Below are 21,478 nucleotides of genomic sequence, written 5' to 3' on the forward strand. Positions count from 1 at the left end.
GAACCCCTGGGAGAAACAGCTGTGCCTGGAGAGAACCTCACCCGAATCGAAGCGCAGGAGCGCCGCGAGCTCATCGACACCCAGTCCTACGAGATCTCGCTCGACCTGACCAAGGGCGCCGAGGTGTTCGGCTCCCGCAGCGTGGTGCGATTCACCGCGAAGCCCGGCAGCTTCACCTTCATCGACCTCATCGCCCGCGACGTGCGCGAGATCTCGCTCAACGGAGAGCAGCTCGACCCCGTCGAGGTCTTCGCGGATTCGCGCATCGCGCTGACGAACCTGCAGGAGGAGAACGTCCTCGTCGTCGACGCGGACTGCCTGTACACGAACACCGGCGAGGGACTGCACCGCTTCGTGGACCCGGTCGACGGTGAGGTCTACCTCTACTCGCAGTTCGAGGTCCCCGACTCGCGCCGTGTCTTCGCGGTGTTCGAGCAGCCCGACCTCAAGGCGACGTTCCAGTTCACCGTCACCGCGCCCGAGGCGTGGAAGGTCATCTCGAACTCCCCCACACCCGAGCCCATCAACCACGACGAGAGCAGCACCGCGACGTGGGGCTTCGAGCCCACCCCGCGTATCTCGTCGTACATCACGGCCCTCATCGCCGGCCCGTACGAATCGACGTTCTCGGAGCTGACCAGTGCCGACGGCCGGGTCATCCCGCTGGGCGTCTACGGACGCCGGAGCCTGTGGGAGCACCTCGACGCCGACTACATCTTCGACAAGACCCGTGAGGGCTTCGCCTACTACGAGGAGAAGTTCGGCGTCCCGTACCCGTTCGCGAAGTACGACCAGCTGTTCGTGCCGGAGTTCAACGCCGGTGCAATGGAGAACGCCGGCGCGGTGACGTTCACCGAGACGTACGTCTTCCGCAGCAAGGTGACGGATGCCGTCAAGGAGCGCCGCGTCGTCACCATCCTTCACGAACTCGCGCACATGTGGTTCGGCGACCTCGTCACCATGAAGTGGTGGAACGACCTGTGGCTGAACGAGTCGTTCGCCGAATGGGCGTCGACCATCGCGACCGCGGAGGCGACCGAGTGGAGCGAGGCGTGGACGACGTTCAACGCCATGGAGAAGACCTGGGCGTACCGTCAGGACCAACTGCCCTCCACCCACCCCATCACGGCCGAGATCAACGACCTCGAAGACGTTCAGGTGAACTTCGACGGCATCACCTACGCCAAGGGCGGATCGGTGCTCAAGCAGCTCGCCGCCTGGGTGGGCATCGACGCCTTCTTCGCGGGCGTCGGCCAGTACTTCCAGAAGCACGCGTGGGGCAATACGGAGCTGAGCGACCTGCTCACCGAGCTCGAGGCCACCAGCGGCCGTGAGCTCGGCACCTGGTCGAAGAAGTGGCTCGAGACGGCAGGAGTCAACACCCTGTCCCCGGTCATCGCCGAGGACGCGGACGGCGTCATCTCGCGCTTCGCGATCACCCAGACCGCGCCGGCCGACTACCCGACCATCCGCCCGCACCGCCTCGGCATCGGCTTCTACAACCTCGACGGCGGCGCGCTCACCCGCACGCACTACGTCGAGATCGACGTGGACGGCGACCGCACCGAGGTTCCCGAGCTGCAGGGGCACAAGCGCCCCGACCTCGTGCTGCTCAACGACAACGACCTCGCCTACGCGAAGATCCGCCTCGACGAGCGCTCGCTCGAGACCGCCATCGCCCACCTGGCCGAGGTCTCGGACCCGCTGGCGCGGTCCCTCATCTGGGGTGCGGCCTGGGATCAGACCCGCGACGCCGAGAGCACGGCATCCGATTACATCGATCTCGTGCTCGGCAACATCGGCCGCGAGACCGAGTCGACCACCGTCCGCACCACGCTGGCGCAGCTGCGCACCGCCGCGAACCTCTACGTGGCGCCGGCAGACCGCGACACGGCACGTCTCAAGGTCGCCGACGGCCTCTGGGATCTCGCGCAGAACGCCGCGGCGGGCAGTGACAGCCAGCTGCAGTTCGTCACCGCGTTCGCGGCGTCGCTGGTGAACCACGAGCACGCCGGCATCGTCGGTCGTCTGCGCTCCGGAGAGGAAGCACTCCCCGGTCTCGAGATCGACACCGACCTGTCCTGGCAGCTGCTGGTCGGCCTGGCGTCGATCGGCGCCACCGACGCCGCCTCCATCGACGCCGCACTCTCCGCGGACAACACGTCCAAGGGTGCGGAGTTCGCAGCGCAGGCCCGGGCCGCACTGCCGACGGTCGAGGACAAGCGCGTCGCATGGGCATCGCTGGTCGACAACGCCGACCTGCCGAACACCATCGTGCGCTCGGCGGCCCTCGGCTTCGTGCACGCGAACAGCACCGCGGTGCTCGGCGAGTTCGTGCAGAGTTACTTCGACATGCTCGTCCCGGTGTGGGAGTCGCGCACGTACCAGATCGCGAACTACCTGATCGTCGGCCTCTACCCCACCACGCTGGCCGACGTCCAGCTGCGTGATGCGACGCGCGCCTGGCTGTCCGCCAACGCGGACGCCGCGCCCGCGCTTCGCCGTCTGGTCAGCGAGGGACTCGCCGACGTCGAGCGTGCCCTGAGCGCTCAGGCCACGGATGCCGAGGAGCCCGAACCGGTCGCCTGATTCAGCGTTCTGCGATACCCGCTCGCTAGAATCGGGAGGTGCTGAACCTCCCGATTGAGACCACCCCGGAGCCGTCGGCGTTCCAGCTCTGGCTGCTCGACGTGTGGAACGGCACGCTCGCCTGGCTCATCGCAGCGGGCGAGAATGTGATCCACGTCGTCCTGATCGTCGTCATCTGCGTGGTCATCGCCATCGTGCTGCGGCTGCTGATCCGGCGCATCGTGCACCGCATCGTGGACCGGGCGAAGTCCAAGGCGAACGTCGACGACACGCAGGCTCTCGAGCGCTCTCCGCTCGCGGACATGCGCCTCGTCCAGCGCACGCGCACGCTCGGCACGATCCTGCAGAACATCGTCAACGTCGCAGTCGCCGTCGTCGCTCTCGTGCTGATCACTAACCGCCTCGCACCCGACCTGGTGGGCTCGCTCACGCTGCTGACCGCCGCGGTCGGCGCCGGGCTCGGCTTCGGCGCGCAGAACATCGTCAAGGACGTGCTCAACGGACTGTTCATCGTCGCCGAGGACCAGATCGGCATCGGAGACATGGTCGACATGGGGCTCGCGAGCGGGGTCGTCGAGTACGTCGCGGTGCGCATCACGCACGTGCGCGACGTGAACGGCACGCTCTGGTACGTCCGCAACGGCGAGGTCACCCGGATCGGGAACATGTCGCAGGGCTGGGCGCGCGCGATCGTGGACATCGGCGTGCCCGCGGACGCCGATGTGCCGGAGGTCGAGGCCGCTCTGCTCGAAGCCGCCGCGGGCCTCGCCAAGGACGCGAAGTGGCGCACCCGCATCATCGAGCGCCCCGAGGTGTGGGGCCTGGAGTCAGTGACCGGTGAGGCGCTCGTCATCCGCGTCGTCATGAAGACCCGTGCGACGGCGATGGACGACGTCGCACGCGAGCTGCGCATGCGCCTGAAGGATGCCGTCCAGAGCCTCGATCTCGCGGTGCCGTCGCTCGAATCCGTCATCCCCGAGGGCATCGCCGGCGCGCGGCGTGTGCGCGGAGCGAATCCGCCGAGGACGCGGCCCAACGCCGTCACCGGGGTGCCGCCCGCGGCGCGCGGCGTCTGGCGCAGGAAGAACCCGAAGCAGCACCCCGAACCTCCGGAGGCGACCGAATGACGTTCTACGACGAGGTCGGCGGCCAGGCGACGTTCGAGCGGATCGTCGGGGTCTTCTACCGCGAGGTCGCCCTCGATCCGGTGCTCAAGCCGATGTATCCCGAGGAGGATCTCGGACCGGCCGCCGATCGGCTGACGATGTTCCTGGTGCAGTACTGGGGCGGGCCCACGACCTACGGAGAGCGGCGAGGGCATCCAAGACTGCGCATGCGCCACATGCCGTTCCGCGTCGATCCCGACTCGCGCGACCGCTGGTTGCGCTGCATGCGGACCGCGCTCGACGAGGCGGAGCTGTCTCCGCTGCACGACGCGACGCTCTGGGACTACCTCGAGCGCGCCGCATATGCCATGGTGAATACGCTGCCGTCCGCCGCCTCCTCGCCGGGAGCGCGCCCGACGCTCGACGCCCGCAGCACCAGTCAGGATTCAACGGAGACCGCATGACGACCACGCCCCTGTCCGCAGATGTTCTGGTGATCGGATGGGGGCTGGCAGGGCTCGTGGCAGCGTCCGAGGCCGCACGGCAGGGGCGCCGCGTGATCATCGTCGACCAGGAGCCGCGATCGAACCTCGGCGGCCAGGCCTGGTGGTCTTTCGGCGGGCTGTTCTTCGTCGACTCGCCGGAGCAGCGGCGCATGGGCGTCAAGGACTCGCTGGAGCTCGCGAGGCAGGACTGGTTCGGAACCGCCGGCTTCGACAGGGACGAGGACGAATGGCCCAAAGCCTGGGCGGAGGCCTACCTGCAGTTCGCCGCCGGTGAGAAGCGCGCCTGGCTGCGCGAGCGCGGCGTCGGATTCTTTCCCGTCGTCGGATGGGCCGAACGCGGAGGCTACGGCGCATTGGGACCCGGCAACTCGGTGCCGAGGTTCCACATCACGTGGGGCACGGGACCGGGGATCGTCGCTCCGTTCGAGGAGGCCGTGCATCGTGCGGAGGATGCCGGCACTCTCACGATCCTTCCGCGTCACCGCGTGACCGATTTGACGCTCTCGAACGGCGCCGTGGTCGGCGCGCGCGGCGATGTGCTCGCCGACAGCCCGGCCGAGCGCGGTGTCGCCTCCTCGCGCGACGTGGTCGGGGCGTTCGAGATCTCGGCCGGTGCGACGATCGTGTCCTCGGGCGGCATCGGCGGCAACCACGACCTCGTCCGGGCGGCCTGGCCCGACCGGCTCGGGACGCCGCCTGACCGGATGCTGTCCGGTGTGCCGGCGTACGTCGACGGCTCGATGCAGATCGTGTCGCAGGTCGCCGGGGCGCACCTCATCGGCGGCGACCGGATGTGGCACTATGTCGAGGGGATCCAGAACTGGGACCCGGTCTGGCCCATGCACGGCATCCGCATCCTCCCCGGCCCGTCATCGCTGTGGCTGGACGCGACGGGCAGGCGGCTTCCCGTGCCGCTGTTCCCCGGCTTCGACACGCTGGGGACGCTGGCACACCTGCGCAGGACTGGCCACGACCACTCCTGGTTCATCACCTCGCGGCAGATCGTCGAGAAGGAGTTCGCGCTGTCCGGCAGCGAGCAGAACCCCGATCTGACCGGCAAAGATGTCCCGCTGCTGCTGAAGTCCCGGCTGGCGAAGGGCCCGACCGGTCCCGTGCAGTCCTTTCTCGACGAGGGCGCGGACTTCATCGTCGAGGACGACCTGGATTCGCTGCTCGCGCAGATGGCCAGGCACGACGGCGGCGACCTGCTCGACCTGGAGCATGTGCGTCGTGAGGTCGTCGCCCGCGACCTCGAGATGGAGAACGACTTCACCAAGGACGCCCAGATCGGGATGCTGCGTTCCATGCGCGCGTACCGCGGAGACAAGCTCATCCGCACCGCGGCGCCTCACCGGCTACAGGATCCGTCCGCCGGCCCCATGATCGCCGTCAAGCTGCACGTGATCACCCGCAAGTCGCTGGGAGGCATCAAGACCGACCTGGACGGGCGAGCGCTGGGCGCCGACGGAGCGGTCATCACAGGCCTGTTCGCGGCGGGCGAGGCGAGCGGCTTCGGTGGCGGCGGCGTGCACGGCTACCGCGCTCTGGAGGGCACGTTCCTCGGCGGATGCCTGTTCTCCGGACGGCAGGCGGGGCGCGCAGCGGCGCGCTGAGCGGCTACTCGCTACCCGGACCGGCCGAGGATCCGGTCGAGCGCACGGCGGTGAGCCCGGAGGCCACCGGGCCACGCGCGAGCACGTGACCGCGGCGGAAGCCCAGCCGGGTCCAGCGGCCGGATACCGTGATCGGCACCCGCTCCTCGCCGGAGATGAAGCCGAACGCGTGTGCGGCGAAGGCGATGCCGCGCGGCAGACCCCGAAGGTCCTCGTCCGGCTCGCCCCAGATCGCGGCGCGCAGCGCGCGGACCGCCTCCTCGCCGGAGCCCGGAGTGGCGCCGCGGGCAACCGCGGAGATTCCCCACTGCGCGCGCTGAGCGATGGTCGCGGTATCCAGCTCTCCTGCCGTCGTCCAGCCGGCACGGGGCGGCGCAATGCCCGCCCAGGCGGGCGAGCGTGCGGTCTCGGGAAGCCGCAGCATCCGCTCGTCGTCGTCGCGAGACAGCTCGTCGACGACGAGGTCGCACTGCAGCTCGGGGTCGGCATGCACGATGCGCATGGCGAGGATCGTCGGAGTCTGATCGAACAGGCCCTGAGGCGCGAGCGCCGCGGCTGTCAGGGCCAGCACGCCGTCGGCGGCCTGCAGCCGGACGCCGTCGTCCGAGATCTGACCGGCCCGGCCCAGGAAGGTGAGCACGTCGCTCGCGGTGTCGGAATCGGCGAGAACGAGGCGAGGCTGCACGCGTTCTAAACTACCAAGGACGAGGTCTGAGATCCCCGGGGCTCGATACGAACCAGCAGTGAGGAGCGCCATGAGCGCAGATGCACAGGCATCCATCGACGATCTGCTCGATGTGCTGGACCTCGACGAGAGTCAGGCGAGAACCACCGAGGACATCTTCACCGGCCGGTCGCACGCGATGCCCACCGGTCGCATCTACGGAGGACAGGTGCTCGGGCAGTCGCTCCTCGCGGCCGAGCGCACGATGCCGCCGGATCGCGCGGCGCACTCCATGCACGGGTACTTCCTGCGCCCCGGCGACTCGTCCCAGGGAATCACGATCGCCGTGGATCGCATCCATGACGGCCGGTCTTTCTCCACACGTCGCGCGCAGGCCTACCAGAACGGTGTCCCGATCTTCTCGATGATCGCGTCGTTCCAGGACGAGGCTCCCGGCGTCGAGCATGCGGAGCCTATGCCCGCCGGCGTCCCCGCTCCCGAGGAGCTGACACCCGACGAGGTGCTTCTGGAGGGCGCCGATCCAGGCCTGCTGCGCATGCTCGCTCGGCGACCGGTGGACATCCGTCACGTCGAAGCGCCCCTCTACCTCTCGGCGGACGGCGAACCCGCACCGCATCAGGCGGTCTGGATGCGGTTGCGCGCGCCGATGCCGGACGACCAGCGCCTGCACAGGGCCGCGCTGGCGTACCTGAGCGACATGACCATCCAGGAGTCGATTCTGCGGGCGCACGGCATCCAGTGGGCGACGCCCGGACTCAAGGTCGCGAGCCTCGATCACGCGATGTGGTGGCATCGGCCTGCGCGGGTCGACGAATGGATGCTGTTCGCGCAGAAGTCGCCCAACGCCCGCGGCGGCCGGGGTCTGGCGACCGGGCGCATCTACACACGCGACGGCGTGCTCGCCGCCAGCGTGTCGCAGGAGATCATGATCCGGGTACCGGACGCGCGCTGAGCTACCTGCGGTGCGCGTAGGTGATCGGGTTGCCGATGTAGGGCGCCCAGACCTGCCGCATCTCGTCGTCGATCCTCGTCGGTCGTCCGGTCTCGGCATCCACCAGCACCACGACGGCTGTCGAGCGCGCGTAGAGGACGCGCTCGTGGTTCGAGGGATCGTTGTACACCTCGTAGCAGACATCGATGCTCGAGCCGCCGAGCTTGCCGAACCACATCTGCACCTCCAGCGGACGCCGCTGGTAGGGCACTGGCGCGAAGTACTCGATCTCCTGACGGGCGATCAGCGTCAGCACGCCCTGATCGATGCCGGATGCCAGCACCGCCGTGTCCGGGGCGTCCTCCCCCGGCCCTGCCTTCCAGAAGGCGCGCACGCGCGCCTCCTCGAGCAGTTTGAGCATCGAGGTGTTGTTGACGTGGTTGAACGCGTCCAGATCTCCCCATCGCAGGTGGATGGGGAGATGCAGACGCCGGCCCGATTCGGGCGTGGGATCAGTCACGCGTCAGCTTGCGGTGCGTGGAGCGGTGGGGGTTCGCGGCGTCGGGGCCGAGGCGCTCGATCTTGTTCTTCTCGTACGCCTCGAAGTTGCCCTCGAACCAGTGCCACTGCGCGGGGTTCTCGTCGGTTCCCTCGTAGGCGAGGATGTGGGTCGCGATGCGGTCTAGGAACCACCGGTCGTGGGTGATGACCACGGCGCAGCCGGGGAACTCGAGCAGCGCGTTCTCGAGAGAGCTCAGGGTCTCGATGTCGAGGTCGTTGGTGGGCTCGTCGAGGAGCAGCAGGTTGCCGCCCTCCTTGAGCGTCAGCGCGAGGTTCAACCGGTTGCGCTCGCCACCGGAGAGGATGCCGGCCTTCTTCTGCTGGTCCGGTCCCTTGAAGCCGAACTTCGACACGTAGGCGCGCGAGGGGATCTCCGTCTTGCCGACCGTGATGAAGTCCAGGCCGTCCGACACGACCTCCCAGAGGTTCTTGTCGGGGTCGATGTTCGCGCGGGACTGGTCGACGTAACTGATCTTGACCGTCTCGCCGATCTTGAGGTCTCCGCCGTCGAGGGGTTCGAGACCGACGATCGTCTTGAACAAGGTCGTCTTCCCGACGCCGTTCGCGCCGATGATGCCGACGATGCCGTTCGGCGGAAGGCTGAAGCTCAGTCCGTCGATGAGCACGCGGTCTCCGAAGCCCTTCTTGAGCTTCTTGGCCTCGATCACGACGCTGCCCAGCCGCGGGCCCGCGGGGATCTGGATCTCCTCGAAGTCGAGCTTCCTGGTGCGCTCCGCCTCGGCAGCCATCTCCTCGTAGCGGGCCAGACGTGCCTTCGACTTGGTCTGACGGCCCTTGGCGCTGGAGCGCACCCACTCGAGCTCGTCCTTGAGCCGCTTGGCGAGCTTGGCGTCCTTCTTGCCCTGGACGTCGAGACGCTCGGCCTTCTTCTCCAGGTAGGTGGAGTAGTTGCCCTCATAGCCGATCAGGCGGCCACGGTCGACCTCGGCGATCCACTGCGCGACATTGTCGAGGAAGTACCGGTCGTGGGTGATGGCGATGACCGCGCCCTTGTAGGCCTGAAGATGCTGCTCGAGCCACAGCACGCTCTCGGCGTCGAGGTGGTTGGTGGGCTCGTCCAGCAGCAGGAGGTCGGGCTTCTGGAGCAGGAGCTTGGCGAGGGCGACGCGGCGCTTCTCACCACCGGAGAGCGGTGCGATGGAGGCGTCGCCCGGCGGGGTGCGCAGCGCGTCCATGGCCTGCTCGAGCTGCGAGTCGAGGTCCCAGCCGTCCGCGGCGTCGATCTCCTCCTGCAGAACGCCCATCTCGGCGAGCAGGGTGTCGAAGTCGGCATCCGGGTCGGCCATCTGCGCCGAGATCTCGTTGAAGCGGTCGAGCTTCGCCTTGATCGCGACGCCCTCCTGGATGTTCTCCAGCACAGTCTTGGACTCGTCGAGCTCGGGCTCCTGCATGAGGATGCCGACGCTGAAGCCCGGGGTGAGCTTCGCCTCGCCGTTCGACGGCTGGTCGAGACCGGCCATGATCTTGAGGATCGTCGACTTGCCGGCACCGTTCGGGCCGACCATGCCGATCTTCGCTCCAGGGAGGAACGACATCGTCACGTCATCGAGGATGAGCTTGTCGCCCACCGCCTTGCGCGCACGAACCATCGAGTAGATGTACTCAGCCACCGGAAACCGCTCCTTATGTAGGCGTCGAAGATCGACACTCCAGCCTACCGGCTGCGCATCACCAGTCGATCGGGCGCGTGTCGCCGACCAGGCAGCGCCCCTCTGCGAGCTGGTCCATCACCACCGTCAGCGGCTCTCCCGTCGACGGGCCGACCTGGCCTACCAAGCACGCGTCGTCGCCCCACCGGACCGAGAACTGCATGCTCTCGACGGCGTTCCCGACGGTCGTGAGGTCCTGCGTGACCTGCATGTCGCCCTTGTCGAATCCTGCGGCTACGAACGCATCGATGTACGCCCGGCCGGACGAACTCCCCGATTCCTCCCATACCTTGGCGGTGACGGCGTCGAACAGCGGCAGGTTGTCCTCTGCTGTTCCGTCGGGGTGCAGCACCGGACCGTCGGGCGTCGGGCTCGGTGCCGGAGACGCGGTCTCGGATGCTGCCGGCGCGGGCGTCGGCGACGGCCCGGTTTCCGGGGTGCACGCCGCCAGGCCCAATGCTCCGGTCAACATCAACGCAACGGTGACGAACGTTCGGGTGGTGGAGAGTCGACGAGGCACGCCCCGATCCTACGGGCGTGCCTCGTCGTCCGCTGGCGCCGAGCTCAGACGAGCGACGGTGCGGCGGCCCTCCGCGGGGTCAGTCACCCGTTCTCCAGGCATCTCCTGCCAGAGCAGGCTCGGGCAACGACGCAGAAGCGGACGCGCCGGAGAACGGAGCGTCGTCGACGTCCGCTTCGGGACCCTGGTGCGGTTCGGCGTCGACATCGACGGGCGCCTGCGATGGTGTCGCCGTACGGGCCTTCGCGAACGCGCTCGCGCCCCAGCGCAGGTCGTGACCGATAGCGTCGGCGTCGATGTCGGCGCTCAGGCCCTTCTTGCCGCCGCTCTCCCACTCGCGCAGCTTGAGGCGCCCGGTGACGATCACGCCGTCGCCGGAATGCAAAGACGCCTTCGCGTGCTCGGCCAGCTGACGGAATGCCGAGACGTTGTACCAGTTGGTGCCGGTCTCGATCCAGGTCTGGGTCTTCTGGTCGAAGCGCCGCTGCGGACTCGCGACCCGGAAGTTCACCACCGGGACTCCGGTCGTCGTCTCGCTGCGGTTCGGATCGCCGCCGACGCGGCCGAGGATCGTGACGGTGTCGTTCATTTCAATCTCCTTGGGTGTGCCGGGGCGGGCCCGGGTGATCCCAGAGTGCTCCGCATGAACGACACGGGTGGCCTGGGAAACCGCGTCCGGTGGAGAACTCGCCCCATGCCCGGGTCAGTGGAGGAAAAGAGGCTTGAAATGCCCCTAAGCGAATGTCCGTGGTCGGCCATACCTTCGAATCGAAAGGAGAATCCGATGTCAGAAGCACACCTCGCCCCCATGCCCGAAGTCCCCTATGCGGCGCCCCGCCTCGTCTCGAAGCGCGAGCGGTTGGTGCGCGCATCGGATCACCTGTGGCGCGTGCAGGACGCGGCGGGTCGCATCCTCGGGCACCTTCGGATCGTCGCCGATCCGCTCGGCCTGCGCTACTGCGCTGAGCGCCTTCACGTGGCTACGGGCACGTTTCGCCTCGTCGGCAGCTTCTGGCAACCCGACGACGCCGTCCAGGCGTTGCGGAACGGATGAAGTGCCCCCGGCAGGATTCGAACCTGCGACCGACGGATTAGAAGGCCGTTGCTCTTCCTCTGAGCTACGGAGGCGTGTGCTTCTACGGTAGCAGGGGCGATGTCGGTGCTCTCACTAGAATGAACGCATGGTATCTGCGTCCGAGAACGACCGCCTCGTCTGGATCGACTGCGAGATGACGGGGCTCGACCTCTCGGTCGACGAGCTCGTCGAGATCGCCGTCGTCATCACGGATTTCGAGCTGCGCCCCCTCGATCCCGGGTTCCAGGTCGTCATCAAGCCGAGCGATGCCGCGCTTGCGAACATGAACGCATTCGTCACCGACATGCACACGTCGTCGGGCCTCATCGAGGAGATTCCCCTCGGCGTCTCCCTGGCAGATGCCGAGGCGCAGACGCTCGCCTACATCAAGCAGTTCGTCCCGCTCGAGCGCAAGGCTCCGCTCGCCGGCAACACGATCGGCACCGACCGGATGTTCCTCGCCAAGCACATGCCGCAGATCGATCAGTGGCTGCACTACCGCAATGTCGACGTCTCCAGCATCAAGGAGCTCTCCCGCCGCTGGTACCCCCGCGTCTTCTTCCAGGCGCCGGCGAAGAACGGCGGGCATCGCGCCCTCGCCGACATCCTCGAGTCGATCCGCGAACTGCGGTACTACCGCCAGGCGGTGTTCGTCGCAGAGCCCGGCCCGTCGAGCGACGAGGCCCGTGCGATCGCTGAGCGCACGGTGTCATCGTTCACCGCTGACGTGTAATAGACTTGTCGGGTTGCCCGCTCAAGCGGGCACATGGTGGCTATAGCTCAGCTGGTAGAGCACCGCGTTGTGGTCGCGGGGGTCGCGGGTTCAAGCCCCGTTAGCCACCCGAAGTGAGTGAGGTCAAGGACGCTTGTGTCCGTGTGCCGAGCGAACGAGGGTAGAAGCGCCGAAGGCGCGACACCCGAAGTGAGTGAGATCGAAGGCCCTGGTCCCAGACCGGGGCCTTCGTCGTCTCCGCAGCGCCCTAGAATCGACTGGTGTCGCTGACCGTCTGGCTCTCTCTGCTCACGGCATCCATCGTCATCAGTTTGACTCCCGGGGCCGGCGCCATCAACACGATGTCCAACGCGCTTGCACACGGTTGGCGACGATCCGTGTGGGGCGTGATCGGCCAGCAGCTCGCACTAATCGCGCACGTCATCATCGTCGCCGCCGGCGTCGGACTGCTCGTGTCCCGCTCGCCGGTGCTGTTCGACATCGTCCGCTACGCCGGTGCCGCATATCTGGCCTTCCTCGGCATCCGGATGATCCTCGCGCGCGTGCCGGAGCCGGCGGCATCCGACGGCATCGCTCCGCCTCGTGAAGGCCGGTTCTCGATGATCCGCCGCGGCTTCTGGGTGAACGTCCTCAACCCCAAGGCGATCGTGTTCTTCCTCGCCTTCGTGCCGCAGTTCATCCGCCTCGACGAACCCGCTCTCCCCCAGTACCTGATTCTGATCGGAACCGTGATCGCGGTCGACGTCGTCGTGATGTGGGGGTTCTTCGCGGCGGCCGCTCGTCCGTTCCGCGCGCTCACCCGCACCCGCCGCGGCGTCCGCACCCTCAACGTCATCTTCGGCGCGCTGTTCCTGCTCGTCGCGGGCCTGCTGCTGTTCGTCCACTAGCCGCACAGGAGCCGTAGGCTGGACCGTGATGGAGATGGATGCCGCAGCCTTCGAGAAGCTCGTCATCGACGAACTCGACCGGCTCCCCGACGAGATGGTCGAGGGCCTCGAGAACGTCGTCTTCGTCGTGGAGGACCGACCGGAGGATGGCACGCTCGACCTGCTCGGGCTCTACGACGGCCTCGCCCTCACCGAGCGCGGGCAGTACGGCATGGGCGAGCTGCCCGACCGGATCATCGTGTACCGCGAGCCGCACCTCGACCACGCCGACGACGAGGACGAGCTTCGCGACGAGGTGCACACCACGCTCGTCCACGAGATCGCACACTTCTTCGGGCTGGACGACCGGCAGCTGCACGAACTGGGGTGGGCATGAGCTCCCCGGTCTCGACGCCCGATCTGGACGAGGTCACCGACCTGCAGGCCGCACCGCTCGAACCGTGGCAGGTGGTGGTCTGGAATGACCCGGTGAATCTGATGAGCTACGTCGTCCGCGTCTTCCGCACCTACTTCGGGTACTCGACCGAACACGCGACGACGCTGATGCTCGCCGTGCACCACGACGGCCACGCGATAGTCGCCACCGGCCCGCGCGAGACGATGGAAGTGCACGCGCAGGCGATGCACGACTACGGCCTGTGGGCCACTGTTCGGAAGGCACCGCAATGAGCGTGAGCGAGATCCGTCTTTCCCTCGCCCCCATCGAGGGTCTGCACCTCGCGGGGCTCGTCGATCAGCTGACCGACGTCATCGCAGCCGCCGACGATCTGCCCGACCCCGGCGTCGCACGACTCACTCCGGACCCCTACCCGGAGGATGCGGAGGCCTCAGCGGAGTTCACGACAGCAACCCGCGATGACCTGCTCGATCGGCGCACGGCCGATGCTGCCGTCGTCCGCCGTGCGCTGGACGCGTTCGTCGACGACGAGATAGCGGACGACGACGAGTCGGAGGACGATGAGCCGGACCACATCGACGTCGTGATCCGGCGCGGCGAACTCGACTCGTGGCTGCGCACGCTCACGGCACTGCGCCTGGTGATCGCGACCAGGCTCGGCATCACGGATGACGATGAGGAACGCGATCCTGACGACCCGCGGTTCGGCGTCTTCGACTGGCTGGCGTTCCGCCTCGACGGGCTCATCGCGATCGCCGACGGTCTGGACGACGTGCCCGAAGACGACTGATCAGGGCAGCGTGACGCTCAGGGTCGCCAGTTCCTGCGGCCCGTGCCGCTGGATGTGATGATCTTCCTGCGCAGCCCAGCGGTCCCAGTGCGGACGGAACGCCTCGCCGTCGCGTTCCAGCGCTCTGCGCTTTCGCGAGGCCGTCGGCGAATCGACCCACACGCGCACGTCGGCGAGCCGAGCCGAGGCCGGGTTGATCGCTCCGCATCCTTCGAGGATCACTCCGAGCGCCGGCGTCACGGCGTGCGCCTCGGCCTCGACCTCGAGCTCCCAGTCCCAGCGCCGCCAGGTGCTCAGAAGCCCTCGCGCGTGCGGGCGCAGAATGTCATGGAGTGCCCGTTCGGCGCCGGCGTCCAGGCCGTCCCAGCCCGGATACAGCGAGTCGAGCGGGATCAGCTGCGGCCGTCCGGCGATCGGCCAGTTCGCCGCGATCATTCGCGACAACGTCGTCTTGCCTGCGCCGGCACGCCCGTCGAACAGCACGACCGGGTTGGACGCCTCGACCGCCCGGATCGCCTCGATGACGTCGGCGGCACCGCGTGCGAGCGCCTGCGCGAACGGGTCGTTACTTCTTGAGTGCACGGATCACGCGCGAGAGCGCCCGTCCCGCGACCCAGACGAACGGAACGGCGACCGCGAGCAACGCGACGATGTTGGGCTCGAACCGGAGTCCCTCTTCACGACGGACGTATACGCCGAGCGGAATGGACACGCCCCCGCCGCCTCCGCCGCCGTTCTCGTCCTGATCCGCGCCGCCGCCGAAACCGGCCCAGGTCAGCGCGACCGGAGTGATGCTGACTCCGTCCACATCCTGCGGCTCGCCATAGGCGGCCTTCACGCCGAAGGAGGCGATCTGCTTTCCGAGGTCCAGTGCGATGTTCGGCATGTGTCCACGGTACTCGACGAACGCGCGCGCCGGGAGATCAGTCGACCCCGTGATCCTTCGGGTGTCGTGCGGCACCGCGCCCGTCACCGCGGCCGACGTGCCTGGCGCGCGTGATCGTGGCATTGCCGAAGCGCGCCCTGGCATCGTCGAGAGCTCCCTCGACTTTGCGCCAGTGCTCGTCGTCGTCCCACAACGCGAAGGCCGAGCTGCCGGCGGGACGGAGCTTCTCGGCCCGCACGCCGACCAGGCGCACCGGATCCTTCCGGTCGATCGACTCGTACAGGCCCTGCGCCGCTTCGCCGATCCGCTGCCCGACGGATGTCGGCTCAGCGAGGGTCTGCGAACGGCTCAGCGTCGTGAAATCGTCGAAGCGGATTTTGATCGCGACGGTGCCGCACTCCCACCCGGCGCGGCGCAGACGCACTGCCACTCGGTCGGCGAGGCGCAGAAGCTCGGCGCGCAGGAAATCGCGGTCCGTGATGTCGACGTCGAACGTCTCCTCATGTCCCACGCTCTTCTCGACCCGCTCGGTCTCGACGGCGCGGGCATCCTCACCACGCGCGAGCTGAGCGATGCGCATACCGAGAGCAGGGCCGACGGCGCGGTCGAGCATCTCCTGCGGCGAATCCCGGATGTCGCCGATGGTGCGGATGCCGCGCGCTTCGAGCGCTTCGGATGCTTTAGGCCCCACTCCCCACATCGCACGCACCGAGCGCGGCGCGAGGAAGTCGAGGGTGTCGGCGGCGGTGACGATCAGCAGTCCGTCGGGTTTGGAGAGCGTCGATGCCATCTTCGCGACGTGCTTCGTGGCGGCCACCCCCACGCTGCACGTGATGCCGACCTCTGCCTGCACCCGCCTCCGCACCAGGCGGGCGATCTCACCAGGGCTCCCCCACAGTCTCCGGACGCCCTGCACATCGAGGAACGCCTCGTCCACCGACAGCGGTTCGACCATCGGGGTGATCGACTCGAACACCGCCATGACCTCTTTGGACACCGCCTGATACCGATCGAAGTGCGGCATGACGATCTTCGCAGTGGGGCACAGACGCATCGCCTGTCCTACCGGCATCGCAGCCCGCACCCCGTAGCGCCGCGCCTCATACGACGCGCTGGACACCACAGACCGGCCATCCGGCGCGCCGATGATCAGCGGCAGGCCACGCAGGGACGGATCGTCCATCACCTCGACGGCTGCGTAGAACGCATCCATGTCCACATGCAGGATGCGCGTACCCGTGTCATCCGCACCGTCGGGTGAGACGATGCGGCCACGTCCGTCACCTCGCCCCATGATTTCATTCTCGCCCAGGTCACCGACATCCGCCCGACAGTCCGAGGGTCGAAACGACGAATGTCGGACCGATCACGCGAATCGGTCCGACATTCGTGCTCGCGGCCCCCGAAGTGTCGGGGCGGGCGGCTACTGGGCCGCCCGCTCCAGAATCAGTTCACGCACGCGCGCAGCGTCTGCCTGGCCCTTCATGGCTTTCATGACGGCGCCGATGATCGCGCCGGCCGCCTGCACCTTGCCGTCCTTGATCTTCGCCATCACGTCGGGCTGCGCAGCCAGCGCTTCGTCGATCGCCACGATGAGCGCACCGTCGTCCGAAACGACCGCGAGACCGCGGGCGTCCACGATCTGCTGAGGCGTGCCCTCGCCGGCGATGACGCCCTCGAGCACCTGACGGCCGAGCTTGTCAGTGAGCGTGCCCTCGTCGACGAGCCTCTGCAGGGCGGCGACGTTCTCGGGGGTGATCAGCTCGACGGCATCCTTGCCCTGCGCGTTCGCGAGGCGTGAGATCTCGCCGGTCCACCACTTGCGTGCAGCGGCAGGCGTCGCCCCTGCGGCGATCGTCGCCTCGACCGCATCGACGAGGTCGCTGTTGCGCACGTCCTGGTACTCGAGGTCGGTGAATCCCCACTCCGCCTTCAGACGGCGGCGACGGGCTACGGGCTGCTCAGGCAGCGCCGCACGCAGCTCCTCGATCAGCTCCTCGGCGGGCTGCACCGGCAGCAGGTCCGGCTCCGGGAAGTAACGGTAGTCATCGGCATCCGACTTGGGGCGACCGGGTGAGGTCGTGCCGGTGTCCTCATGCCAGTGACGCGTCTCCTGGATGATCCTCCCGCCGTCGGCGAGGATCTGCGCCTGACGCTGGATCTCGTACCGCACTGCGCGCTCGACCGAACGCATCGAGTTGACGTTCTTCGTCTCCGTGCGGATGCCGAGAGGTGCCGGCTCCTCGCCCTCGGCGACCCGAGGGCGCAGCGAGACGTTCGCGTCGCAGCGCAGGTTGCCGCGCTCGAGCCGCGCCTCCGAGATGCCGAGGCTGCGCACGATGTCGCGGATCGTCGAGACGTACGCCTTGGCGACCTCGGGTGCGCGGTGGTCGGTGCCGAAGATCGTCTTGGTCACGATCTCGACGAGCGGGACGCCGGCCCGGTTGTAATCCACGAGCGAGTACTCGGCGCCCTGGATGCGACCTGTCGCGCCACCCATGTGGGTGAGTTTGCCGGCATCCTCCTCCATGTGCGCGCGCTCGATCGGCACGGTCACGAGCGTGCCGTCCTCGAGCTCGACGACCACGGAGCCCTCGTACGCGATCGGTTCGTCGTACTGCGAGATCTGGTAGTTCTTGCCGAGGTCCGGGTAGAAGTAGTTCTTGCGCGCGAAGCGGCTGGACTCGGCAATCGAGCAGTTCAGCGCAAGACCGAGGCTGATCGACGATCGGATCGCCGTCTCGTTCACGGTCGGCATGGCCCCGGGCAGTCCCAGGTCGACCGGTGCGATGAGCGTGTTGGGCTCGGCTGCGTGATATTTCTCGTTCGCCGGGTTGGGCGCGTCCGAGAACATCTTGGTTTTGGTGTTGAGCTCGACGTGCACCTCGAAGCCGAGCACGGGCTCGTACAGCTCAAGAGCCTTGTCGAAATCCATCAGCTTTGCCGCGGCCATCAGCGGTTCCCTCCTGCGAGCTGCGGTGCGCGGGTGAGCAACGGGGCTCCCCACGAGTCGACGAGCGCGGTCTCAAGGGCCGCCCCGACGCGGTACAGGCGGGCATCCTCGCGTGCCGGCGCGAGGAACTGGATGCCGACCGGCAGACCGTCGTCATCGGCCAGGCCGGACGGGATCGAGATGCCGGGGACGCCGGCCAGGTTCGCCGGGATCGTCGTGACGTCATTCAGGTACATCTGCAGCGGGTCGTCGATCCGCTCGCCGATCTTGAACGCGGTCGTGGGCGCCGAGGGCGTCGCGATGACGTCGACCTGCTCGAACGCGCGGTCGAAGTCCTGCTGGATGAGTGTGCGGACCTTCTGCGCGCTGCCGTAGTACGCGTCGTAGTAGCCGGCCGAAAGTGCGTACGTGCCGAGGATGATGCGGCGCTTCACCTCGTCGCCGAAGCCGGCGTCGCGCGTCGCAGACATCACGTCCTCGACGGTCGGGTTGCCGGCCGGCGTGACGCGCAGACCGAAGCGCACCGAGTCGAACTTCGCCAGGTTGCTGGATGCCTCGGCGGGCAGGATCAGGTAGTACGCGGCCACGCCGTACTCGAAGTGCGGCGTGGAGATCTCGACGATCTCGGCTCCGTTCGCCTCGAGCAGGTCGAGAGAGGCGCGGAAGGACGCCGCAACACCGGGTTGAAAGCCGGAGTCGGGGAGCTCCTTGATGATGCCGACCCTGAGTCCCTTCAGCACGTCTCCGCTGGCGCCCTCACGGGCGGCATCCGCGAAGGACGGCCATGCGTCGGTGAGCGAGGTGGAGTCCTTGGGATCGTGGCCGGCGATCACATCGTGCAGGAGCCCCGAGTCGAGCACCGTGCGTGTGACAGGGCCGACCTGGTCGAGGCTGGATGCCAGAGCGATCGAGCCGTAGCGGCTGACGCCGCCGTAGGTCGGCTTCACACCGACCGTGCCGGTGACGTGTGCGGGCTGCCGGATCGACCCACCGGTGTCCGAGCCGAGCGCGAGCGGCGCTTCGTATGCGGCGACTGCTGCGGCCGAGCCACCGCCGGAGCCGCCGGGGATGCGGTCGAGGTCCCACGGGTTTCGGGTCGGGCCGTACGCCGAGTGCTCGGTCGACGATCCCATCGCGAACTCGTCCATGTTGGTCTTGCCCAGCGGCACGAGGCCGGCTGCGCGGGACCGCGCCACCACCGTCGCGTCGTAGGGCGACATGTAGCCCTCGAGGATCTTGGATCCGCTCGTGGTCGGCTGGTCGGTGGTGACCAGGACGTCCTTGATCGCGAGCGGGACGCCGGCGAGCGGGTGCAGCTGTTCGCCTGCGGCACGGGCGGTGTCGATCGCGTCGGCAGTCGAAAGCGCGCCGTCGTGCACGTGCAGGAAGGCGTGTACGTCGCCGTCGACGGCGGCGATGCGGTCGAGGTGGGCTTGGGTGGCCTCGCGGCTGGAGACCTCGCCGGCGGAGAGCCGATCAGCGAGCTCGGCGGCGGTCAGTCGGATGATGTCGCTCACTGCTCCTCCCCCAGGATGGCAGTGACGCGGAAGCGGCCGTCCGCGGCATCCGGCGCGTTCTGCAGCACCTGCTCGTGCGTGAGCGTCTCGCCGACCTCGTCGGGGCGGAAGACGTTCGAGAGCGGGATCGGGTGGCTCGTGGCGGGGACGTCCGGCGTCGCGACCTGCGAGACCTTCGCGATGTTGTCGACGATGGCGTCGAGCTGGCCCGTGAGCAGCGTCACCTCGTCGTCGTTCAGCTGGATGCGCGCGAGCACGCCGAGATGGCGCACAAGATCAGGGGTGATTTCAGACACCCGTCCAGTCTAGTTGCCGCTCTGCGGACGACCCGCCGACGATCGCAATAGGCTGGCACCATGACGACGTACGATCCCCCTCGTCCCTGGATCACCAGCTACGCAGACGGGGTTCCGGAGGACCTCCCTCCCGTCAGCGGCTCGCTCATCGACATCGTCGCGGCATCCGCGCGTGACTTCCCGGATGCTCCGGCGCTGGAGTTCTTCGGCCGCGAGACGACGTACGCGCAGATGCAGGCTGCCATCGACCGGGCGGCAGCCGGGCTGCACGCCCTCGGCGTCCGCGCCGGCGACCCGGTGGCGATCGTGCTGCCGAACTGCCCGCAGCACATCATCGCGTTCTACGCAGTACTGCGCCTCGGCGCCGTCGTGGTCGAGCACAATCCGCTGTACACGCCACGCGAACTGCGCAAGCAGTTCGAAGACCACGGCGCCAAGCACGCCGTCGTGTGGAGCAAGGTCGTGAAGACCGTGCAGGAATTCCCCCGCGACCTCTCGGTGACCTCGCTGATCTCCGTCGATGTCTCCCGAGCCATGCCGTTCATGACCCGGTTCGCCCTGCGCCTCCCCGTCGCGAAGGCGCGGGAATCGCGCGCGGCGCTCACCGAGAAGGTGCGTGGGACGATCGACTGGGAGCAGCTCGTCCGCGGCGAGCCGCTGCCGTCGTCGCATCCGAAACCCGCGACCGACGACCTCGCAATCATCCAGTACACGTCCGGCACCACCGGCACGCCGAAGGGCGCCTCGCTCAGCCATCGCAACCTGCTCGCGAACGCGGCGCAGGCGCAGGCATGGGTCCCGACCATCCAGCGGGGCAAGGGCTGCGTCGTGTACGCGGTGCTGCCGATGTTCCACGCCTACGGGCTCACGCTGTGCCTGACGTTCGCGATGTCGATGGGCGCACGGCTCGTGCTGTTCCCCAAGTTCGATCCCGACCTGGTGCTCGATGTCGTCAAGAAGCACCCGCCGACGTTCCTTCCGCTCGTCCCGCCGATCGCCGAGCGGCTGCTGGCCGCGGCGAAGGCGAAGGGCATCTCGCTCGCCGGCACCGAGGTCGCGATCTCTGGCGCCATGGCGCTGCCGCATGAACTGGTCGTGCCGTTCGAGGAGGCCAGCGGCGGGTTCCTCGTCGAGGGATACGGCCTCAGCGAGTGCTCCCCCGTGCTGATGGCGAACCCGGTCGCTGCGAACCGCGTCGCCGGAACCGTCGGCCTCCCCCTCCCCGGCACGGAGTGCCGCGTCGTCGACCCCGAGGAGCCCACGCAGGACGTCGAGCCCGGAGCCCCCGGCGAACTCGTCGTGCGCGGACCGCAGGTCTTCTCCGGCTACTACGGCAAGCCGGAGGCGACCGAGGACGTGTTCGTCGACGGCTGGTACCGCACCGGCGACATCGTCACGATCGACAACGTCGGCTTCGTGCGGATCGTCGACCGCATCAAGGAACTGATCATCACCGGCGGGTTCAATGTCTCCCCTACCGAGGTCGAGAGCGCCCTGCGCCAGCATCCGTCCATCGACGACGTCGCGGTCGTGGGCCTGCCCAGCGGACACTCCGGCGAGGAGGTCGTCGCCGCGGTCGTGCTGGACACCGGTGCCGAACTCGACGAGGAGGCGATCCGCTCGTTCGCACGAGAGATCCTCACGCCGTACAAGGTGCCGCGGCGGCTGTTCGTCGTGGACGAGCTGCCGAAGTCGCTGATCGGCAAGGTGCTGCGTCGCCAGGTCAAGGAGCGGATCCTCGCGCTCACCAGCAGCGACTGAGA

General features: G+C 68.0%; 23 protein-coding genes and 2 tRNA genes. 13 read left to right on the top strand and 12 right to left on the bottom strand.

The window, feature by feature from the left end; genetic code table 11:
• The first annotated feature begins 21 nt into the window (after positions 1 to 21).
• Genes pepN through IM776_RS08725 form a run of 4 tightly spaced genes read left to right on the top strand, consistent with a single transcriptional unit; the run spans position 22 to position 5,814 of the window.
• Positions 22 to 2,589 (top strand): aminopeptidase N, encoded by a 2,568-nt coding sequence (gene pepN / locus IM776_RS08710; protein ID WP_194419690.1) that lies wholly within the window; start codon positions 22 to 24, stop codon positions 2,587 to 2,589.
• Positions 2,590 to 2,627: 38 nt separating this feature from the next.
• Positions 2,628 to 3,716, top strand: a complete 1,089-nt coding sequence (locus IM776_RS08715; protein WP_422730905.1) for a mechanosensitive ion channel family protein — start codon at positions 2,628 to 2,630, stop codon at positions 3,714 to 3,716.
• A complete protein-coding gene (locus IM776_RS08720; protein WP_194419691.1) occupies positions 3,713 to 4,159 on the top strand; it encodes a globin in 447 nt (148 codons plus the stop codon). Before IM776_RS08715 ends, IM776_RS08720 begins: the two co-directional genes overlap by 4 nt.
• Positions 4,156 to 5,814: an FAD-binding dehydrogenase gene (locus IM776_RS08725; protein WP_194419692.1), complete on the top strand. Its 1,659-nt coding sequence runs from the start codon at positions 4,156 to 4,158 to the stop codon at positions 5,812 to 5,814. The genes IM776_RS08720 and IM776_RS08725 overlap by 4 nt, the downstream gene beginning before the upstream one ends.
• Before the next feature lie 4 nt (positions 5,815 to 5,818).
• On the opposite strand, the gene IM776_RS08730 is transcribed toward IM776_RS08725, so the two are convergent.
• Positions 5,819 to 6,499, bottom strand: coding sequence for a DUF8185 domain-containing protein (locus IM776_RS08730; protein WP_194419693.1), 681 nt, complete (start codon positions 6,497 to 6,499; stop codon positions 5,819 to 5,821).
• Between the two features lie 70 nt (positions 6,500 to 6,569).
• On the opposite strand from IM776_RS08730, the gene IM776_RS08735 reads away from it, so the two are divergent.
• Positions 6,570 to 7,451 carry an acyl-CoA thioesterase gene (locus tag IM776_RS08735; protein ID WP_194419694.1) on the top strand — a complete coding sequence of 294 codons (882 nt, stop codon included), beginning with the start codon at positions 6,570 to 6,572 and terminating at the stop codon, positions 7,449 to 7,451.
• A 1-nt stretch (position 7,452) separates the two neighbouring features.
• Here IM776_RS08735 and IM776_RS08740 read toward each other — a convergent pair whose 3' ends face one another.
• From IM776_RS08740 to IM776_RS08755, 4 genes are all read right to left on the bottom strand, one after another.
• Positions 7,453 to 7,950, bottom strand: coding sequence for an acyl-CoA thioesterase (locus IM776_RS08740; protein ID WP_194419695.1), 498 nt, complete (start codon positions 7,948 to 7,950; stop codon positions 7,453 to 7,455).
• Entirely contained in the window at positions 7,943 to 9,622 is a 1,680-nt protein-coding gene (ettA, locus tag IM776_RS08745) for an energy-dependent translational throttle protein EttA (RefSeq protein ID WP_194419696.1), read from the bottom strand. Before ettA ends, IM776_RS08740 begins: the two co-directional genes overlap by 8 nt.
• A 58-nt stretch (positions 9,623 to 9,680) precedes the next feature.
• Positions 9,681 to 10,181, bottom strand: a complete 501-nt coding sequence (locus IM776_RS08750; RefSeq protein ID WP_228479684.1) for a DUF6993 domain-containing protein — start codon at positions 10,179 to 10,181, stop codon at positions 9,681 to 9,683.
• A gap of 79 nt (positions 10,182 to 10,260) precedes the next feature.
• Positions 10,261 to 10,770: a single-stranded DNA-binding protein gene (locus IM776_RS08755; protein WP_194419697.1), complete on the bottom strand. Its 510-nt coding sequence runs from the start codon at positions 10,768 to 10,770 to the stop codon at positions 10,261 to 10,263.
• 195 nt (positions 10,771 to 10,965) lie between these two features.
• On the opposite strand from IM776_RS08755, the gene IM776_RS08760 reads away from it, so the two are divergent.
• The gene (locus tag IM776_RS08760) at positions 10,966 to 11,235 is read left to right on the top strand and encodes a hypothetical protein (RefSeq protein WP_194419698.1); all 270 of its coding nucleotides are present in this window, start codon (positions 10,966 to 10,968) and stop codon (positions 11,233 to 11,235) included.
• Positions 11,236 to 11,237: 2 nt separating this feature from the next.
• Here the strand turns inward: IM776_RS08760 and IM776_RS08765 are convergent.
• Positions 11,238 to 11,309: transfer RNA gene (locus IM776_RS08765), tRNA-Arg, on the bottom strand.
• 53 nt (positions 11,310 to 11,362) lie between these two features.
• Here IM776_RS08765 and orn point away from each other — a divergent pair.
• From orn to IM776_RS08795, 6 genes are all read left to right on the top strand, one after another.
• On the top strand, positions 11,363 to 11,989 hold the full coding sequence (orn, locus tag IM776_RS08770) for an oligoribonuclease (protein ID WP_194419699.1): 627 nt from the start codon (positions 11,363 to 11,365) through the stop codon (positions 11,987 to 11,989).
• A 36-nt stretch (positions 11,990 to 12,025) separates the two neighbouring features.
• Positions 12,026 to 12,098 (top strand) — tRNA-His (locus IM776_RS08775).
• 151 nt (positions 12,099 to 12,249) lie between these two features.
• Positions 12,250 to 12,876, top strand: a complete 627-nt coding sequence (locus tag IM776_RS08780; protein WP_194419700.1) for a LysE family transporter — start codon at positions 12,250 to 12,252, stop codon at positions 12,874 to 12,876.
• 28 nt (positions 12,877 to 12,904) lie between these two features.
• A complete protein-coding gene (locus tag IM776_RS08785) occupies positions 12,905 to 13,252 on the top strand; it encodes a metallopeptidase family protein (RefSeq protein WP_194422572.1) in 348 nt (115 codons plus the stop codon).
• Positions 13,249 to 13,545, top strand: coding sequence for an ATP-dependent Clp protease adapter ClpS (gene clpS / locus IM776_RS08790; RefSeq protein WP_194419701.1), 297 nt, complete (start codon positions 13,249 to 13,251; stop codon positions 13,543 to 13,545). The genes IM776_RS08785 and clpS overlap by 4 nt, the downstream gene beginning before the upstream one ends.
• Complete coding sequence (locus tag IM776_RS08795) at positions 13,542 to 14,063, top strand: DUF2017 family protein (protein WP_194419702.1); 522 nt, start codon at positions 13,542 to 13,544, stop codon at positions 14,061 to 14,063. Before clpS ends, IM776_RS08795 begins: the two co-directional genes overlap by 4 nt.
• On the opposite strand, the gene IM776_RS08800 is transcribed toward IM776_RS08795, so the two are convergent.
• From IM776_RS08800 to gatC, 6 genes are all read right to left on the bottom strand, one after another.
• Positions 14,064 to 14,645 (bottom strand): nucleoside/nucleotide kinase family protein, encoded by a 582-nt coding sequence (locus IM776_RS08800; protein WP_194419703.1) that lies wholly within the window; start codon positions 14,643 to 14,645, stop codon positions 14,064 to 14,066.
• Complete coding sequence (locus tag IM776_RS08805) at positions 14,629 to 14,949, bottom strand: hypothetical protein (RefSeq protein ID WP_194419704.1); 321 nt, start codon at positions 14,947 to 14,949, stop codon at positions 14,629 to 14,631. The genes IM776_RS08800 and IM776_RS08805 overlap by 17 nt, the downstream gene beginning before the upstream one ends.
• Before the next feature lie 37 nt (positions 14,950 to 14,986).
• A complete protein-coding gene (gene dinB, locus IM776_RS08810; RefSeq protein WP_194419705.1) occupies positions 14,987 to 16,243 on the bottom strand; it encodes a DNA polymerase IV in 1,257 nt (418 codons plus the stop codon).
• 129 nt (positions 16,244 to 16,372) lie between these two features.
• Positions 16,373 to 17,902 (bottom strand): Asp-tRNA(Asn)/Glu-tRNA(Gln) amidotransferase subunit GatB, encoded by a 1,530-nt coding sequence (gene gatB / locus IM776_RS08815; RefSeq protein ID WP_194419706.1) that lies wholly within the window; start codon positions 17,900 to 17,902, stop codon positions 16,373 to 16,375.
• Complete coding sequence (gene gatA, locus IM776_RS08820) at positions 17,902 to 19,419, bottom strand: Asp-tRNA(Asn)/Glu-tRNA(Gln) amidotransferase subunit GatA (protein ID WP_194419707.1); 1,518 nt, start codon at positions 19,417 to 19,419, stop codon at positions 17,902 to 17,904. Before gatA ends, gatB begins: the two co-directional genes overlap by 1 nt.
• Positions 19,416 to 19,715, bottom strand: coding sequence for an Asp-tRNA(Asn)/Glu-tRNA(Gln) amidotransferase subunit GatC (gatC, locus tag IM776_RS08825; protein ID WP_194419708.1), 300 nt, complete (start codon positions 19,713 to 19,715; stop codon positions 19,416 to 19,418). Before gatC ends, gatA begins: the two co-directional genes overlap by 4 nt.
• A 60-nt stretch (positions 19,716 to 19,775) precedes the next feature.
• On the opposite strand from gatC, the gene IM776_RS08830 reads away from it, so the two are divergent.
• A complete protein-coding gene (locus tag IM776_RS08830; protein ID WP_194419709.1) occupies positions 19,776 to 21,476 on the top strand; it encodes a long-chain-fatty-acid--CoA ligase in 1,701 nt (566 codons plus the stop codon).
• Positions 21,477 to 21,478 lie beyond the last annotated feature (2 nt).

Origin of the sequence: Microbacterium abyssi, assembly GCF_015277895.1 — a bacterium.
Lineage (GTDB): Bacteria > Actinomycetota > Actinomycetes > Actinomycetales > Microbacteriaceae > Microbacterium > Microbacterium abyssi.

Excerpts from the sequence above, each read along its gene's own strand:
- IM776_RS08720 (WP_194419691.1), top strand. The coding sequence starts at position 3,713 with ATGACGTTCTACGACGAGGTCGGCGGCCAGGCGACGTTCGAGCGGATC.
- IM776_RS08725 (WP_194419692.1), top strand. The coding sequence starts at position 4,156 with ATGACGACCACGCCCCTGTCCGCAGATGTTCTGGTGATCGGATGGGGG.
- IM776_RS08735 (WP_194419694.1), top strand. The coding sequence starts at position 6,570 with ATGAGCGCAGATGCACAGGCATCCATCGACGATCTGCTCGATGTGCTG.
- IM776_RS08755 (WP_194419697.1), bottom strand. The coding sequence starts at position 10,770 with ATGAACGACACCGTCACGATCCTCGGCCGCGTCGGCGGCGATCCGAAC.
- IM776_RS08760 (WP_194419698.1), top strand. The coding sequence starts at position 10,966 with ATGTCAGAAGCACACCTCGCCCCCATGCCCGAAGTCCCCTATGCGGCG.
- orn (WP_194419699.1), top strand. The coding sequence starts at position 11,363 with ATGGTATCTGCGTCCGAGAACGACCGCCTCGTCTGGATCGACTGCGAG.
- IM776_RS08785 (WP_194422572.1), top strand. The coding sequence starts at position 12,905 with ATGGAGATGGATGCCGCAGCCTTCGAGAAGCTCGTCATCGACGAACTC.
- clpS (WP_194419701.1), top strand. The coding sequence starts at position 13,249 with ATGAGCTCCCCGGTCTCGACGCCCGATCTGGACGAGGTCACCGACCTG.
- IM776_RS08795 (WP_194419702.1), top strand. The coding sequence starts at position 13,542 with ATGAGCGTGAGCGAGATCCGTCTTTCCCTCGCCCCCATCGAGGGTCTG.
- IM776_RS08805 (WP_194419704.1), bottom strand. The coding sequence starts at position 14,949 with ATGCCGAACATCGCACTGGACCTCGGAAAGCAGATCGCCTCCTTCGGC.
- dinB (WP_194419705.1), bottom strand. The coding sequence starts at position 16,243 with ATGGGGCGAGGTGACGGACGTGGCCGCATCGTCTCACCCGACGGTGCG.
- gatB (WP_194419706.1), bottom strand. The coding sequence starts at position 17,902 with ATGGCCGCGGCAAAGCTGATGGATTTCGACAAGGCTCTTGAGCTGTAC.
- IM776_RS08830 (WP_194419709.1), top strand. The coding sequence starts at position 19,776 with ATGACGACGTACGATCCCCCTCGTCCCTGGATCACCAGCTACGCAGAC.